This window comes from Roseomonas sp. 18066 (assembly GCF_902706185.1).
Lineage (GTDB): Bacteria > Pseudomonadota > Alphaproteobacteria > Acetobacterales > Acetobacteraceae > Pseudoroseomonas.
The window spans coordinates 1-3,835 of sequence record NZ_CACSJM010000265.1 but is presented as its reverse complement, the minus strand read 5'-3'; the positions used below and the strand labels follow the sequence as shown (position 1 = coordinate 3,835).

The 3,835-nt window shown below is 68.0% G+C and carries 1 protein-coding gene; it reads right to left on the bottom strand.

Translation table 11 applies throughout. The annotated features are described in order from the left end of the window. Nucleotides 1–31 precede the first annotated feature (31 nt). Nucleotides 32–3,835: beta strand repeat-containing protein (locus tag GVN67_RS28330; RefSeq protein WP_368667271.1), on the bottom strand; the 3,804-nt coding region annotated here is incomplete at its 5' end.

Genomic DNA, 3,835 nt, shown 5'->3' with positions numbered 1-3,835 from the left:
CCACGCCCCCCGAGGGGGCCGTGGGTCCGGATCAGACCGGGCCGAACAGGAAGTGGTCGGCCGTCAGGCTGCTGATGGTGGTGTTGGCGAAGGTCAGGGTGTCGCCGTTGCCGGCGTCGATGACCACATTGGCGCCGCTCTGGACGAACTTGGCGGAGACCTCGGCATAGCTGTCGAGGCTGGTGCCGAAGCCGGTCCAGTCGACCTTGTCGCCCTCGCTGGCCGAGAAGTCCATGACCTTGTCGGCGCCATAGCCCTTCGCGAAGACGAAGGTGTCGGCCCCGGTGCCGCCGGTCAGCTGGTCGGCGCCGGTGCCGCCGACCAGGCGGTCGTTGCCCGCGCCGCCGAACAGCTGGTCGTTGCCGGCGCCGCCGGTCAGCACGTTGGCGCCGCCATTGCCGTAGAGGAAGTCGTTGAAGCCGGAGCCTTCCAGGTTCTCGACCTGGAAGAAGGAGTCGCCCAGCGCCTCGCCGGTCCCGGCCACGGTGCCGCTCAGATCGACCTTCACGCCGGTGGTGGCGTTGCGGTAGGTGGCGGTGTCGTTGCCGTCGCCGCCGGTCAGCACGTCGGCGCCGAGGCCACCTTCGAGGATGTCGTCGCCGGCGAAGCCCTGCAGGTCATCGGCGCCCAGGCCACCGATCAGGTGGTTGGCCAGGGCGTTGCCGCGGATGAAGTCGTTCAGCGACGAGCCGATGACGTTCTCGATGTTGATCAGCTGGTCGCCCAGCGCGCCACCGGCGCCCTGCACCAGGTCCTGCAGGTTGACCGACACGTATTCGGTGCTGCCCGAGTAGTCGACCCAGTCGTTGCCGGCGCCGCCATCCATGTAGTCGGCGCCAGCGCCGCCGATCAGGATGTCGTCCTGCAGGCCGCCATGCAGGATGTCGTTGCCGGCGCCGCCGATCAGCGTGTTCTTGCCGTCGTCATTGCCCCAGAGCTCGTTGACGCCATCATTGCCGACCAGCGTGACGCCGGTGCCGGTGCTCAGCCCGCGGGCGTCGATGTTGATCGCCAGCGTGCCGGTGGCGACGCCATTCGCATCGGCGATGCGGACTTCCTCGATCGAGGTGACGTTGCCGGTCAGGGTCAGCGTCTCGGCCAGGGTCGTCGCGAAGCGGAGCACGTCCTTGTCGCTGCCACCGTCGATGATCTCGCCGACGGCGAATTCAGCGGCGGAGTTCAGGATGAAGGTGTCGTTGCCCTTGCCACCATACAGCGCGTCGGCACCGCCGCCGCCGATGATGGTGTCGTTGCCCGAGCCGGCATCGATGCGGTTCGCTCCGGCATCGCCGATCAGGGTATCCATGAAGCGGGTACCCATGATGTTCTCGATGCTGGCAAGCTGGTCGCCCGTCGCCAGGTCGCGGCCATAGTGATTGGCCAGGTCGACCGTCACACCCGTGGCCCAGCTGCTGTAGTTCACCGTGTCGGTGCCCTCGCCGCCGTCGAGGATGTTGCGGCCCGCGCCACCAATCAAGGTGTCGTTGCCGTCGCCGCCGAGCAGCGTGTCGTCGCCGTCGCCGCCATCCAGCGTGTCGTTGCCTTCTCCGCCATCGAGCGTGTCGATGCCGGCGCCGCCGAGCAGAGAGTCATTGCCCGCGCCGCCCTCGAGCCGGTCATTGCCATCCAGGCCGGAGATCACGTCGTCGCCGCCGCCGCCGAGCAGGACGTTCGTCCCGGCGCTGCCGGTCAGCGTATCGGCCAGCGCGCCGCCGGTCGCATTCTCGAAGCCGACCACGGCGATGGTGGCGGCACCGGTCACGGAGACCACGCCGGTCGTCAGATTGACCGTGAGCGCACGGGTGAGCTCAGTCGCACCGCTGATCTCATCGCTGCTGCCCGAGGTCCCGATCAGGGTCTCGGCGTAGACCGTGTCGGTCCCGAGCAGGCTGCCCTCCGGCATGGTGAAGCGTTCAACCGTGGAGGAGAAGGTCGAATAGACCACGCGATCGGCAGCGCTCGAGGCGTAGGTGACGGTGTCGTTGCCGCTGCCGCCGATCAGCGTGTTGTTGCCGGCGCCGCCGTCGAGGACGTCATCGCCATTGTTGCCATGGAGATAGTCGTCGCCGTCGCCGCCCTTCAGCACGTTGCTGAAGCGGTCGCCGTAGATGATGTCGTCGTGGCTGGTGCCGACGACGTTCTCGATCCGTGTCAGCGTGTCGCCGGTGACCGGGTCGCCGGCATAGCCATAGGCGAGGTTGATCGTCAGGCCGATGGCGGAAGCCGTGTAGTCCACCGTGTCGGTGCCGGTGCCGCCGTCCATCAGATTGCGGCCGACACCGGCATAGAGCAGGTCGTTGCCGGTGCCGCCGTCCAGCGTGTTGGTGCCGGCACGGCCGTCGAGGATGTCGTCGCCCGCGCCGCCCGACAGCTTGTTGTCGTTGGCGTCGCCCTTGAGCGTGTCGTTGCCCGAGCCACCGATCAGGTTCTCGATGCTGACCAGGGTCTCGCCAGCCGCAGCGCCGGTCGACGCGCCCTGGTTGGTCAGGTCGAGCGAGAAGCCCGCCGTCTCGGAAGCGTAGGAGACGGTGTCGCTGCCCTCGCCGCCATAGAACTGGTCGACGCCGGCGCCACCGATCAGCGTGTCGTCGCCGCCGCCGCCGCTCAGCACGTTGTCGGCGGCATTGCCGATCAGCGTGTCGTCGAAGTCGGAGCCGACGATGTTCTCGATGTTCGACAGCGTGTCGCGATCGGTGCCGCTGCCGGCATAGCCCTGGCTCAGATCGACCGTCAGCTTCGTCGCGCGGTAGCTGTAGTCGACCGTGTCGGTGCCTTCGCCGCCATCGATGGTGTCGTTGCCCAGGCCACCGACCAGCAGATCGTTGCCGGTGCCGCCGTTGAGGATGTCGTTGCCCTCGCCACCCTCGAGGATGTCGTTGCCGGCACCACCATCGAGGGTGTCGTTGCCGGCCAGGCCCTGCAGGATATTGGCGCCGGCATCGCCCGTCAGCAGATCGTTGTGGATCGAGCCGCGCAGGTTCTCGATCGAGACGTAGGTGTCGCCCGAGGCTTCGTTGTTGGCGATGATGGTCGTCGGCGCATTCTTGCGCGCGGCCAGCGAGGCCTCGACGGCGGAAGCCGCGTTCTCGTAGCTGGCGAAGTCGCTGCCGTCGCCGCCGTTCAGGGCGTCGGCGTCGAGGCCGCCTTCCAGCACGTCATCGCCGGCGCCGCCATAGAGCGAGTCCTTGCCGGCCAGGCCGTAGAGGTGGTTGGCGCTGGCATTGCCGTAGAGCGCATCGGCGAACTTCGAGCCTTCGAGGTTCTCGATGCTGTTGTAGACGTCGCCCGCCGCGTCGCCGGTGTTGATCGAGGACGGCAGCGGCTCGAAGACGGTGAAGTCGCCCGGGGGCTCGCGATAGCCATCCGTCAGCGCCGCGGTCACGCCCTTGGCGGCATTGGCGTAGGAGGCGGTGTCGGTGCCCTCGCCGCCATCGAGGAAGTCGGCGCCGGCGCCACCCTCGAGCTTGTCGTCGCCATCCTGGCCGAACAGGATGTTCTCGTTCTCGTCGCCGATGATGAGGTCGGCATAGTCGGTGCCGACCACGTTCTCGATCGAGATCAGGTCGTCACGCTCGGCCGTCGCATCGCCGGTGACCCGGGTCTCGGCATAGCCCTGGTCCAGGCGGACCACGATGCCGCTGTCGAGGTCGTCGAACTGGGCGGTGTCGTTGCCCGCGCCGCCGATCAGCACGTCGTTGCCGCGGCCGCCGATCAGCACGTCGTCGCCGAAGCCGCCATCGAGGACGTCGTCGCCGTCGCGGCCCTCGAGGACGTTGTCGACGCCTTCGTAGTAGCCCTCGCCCGCGGTCACGTCACCGATCACCCAGTCGTCGCC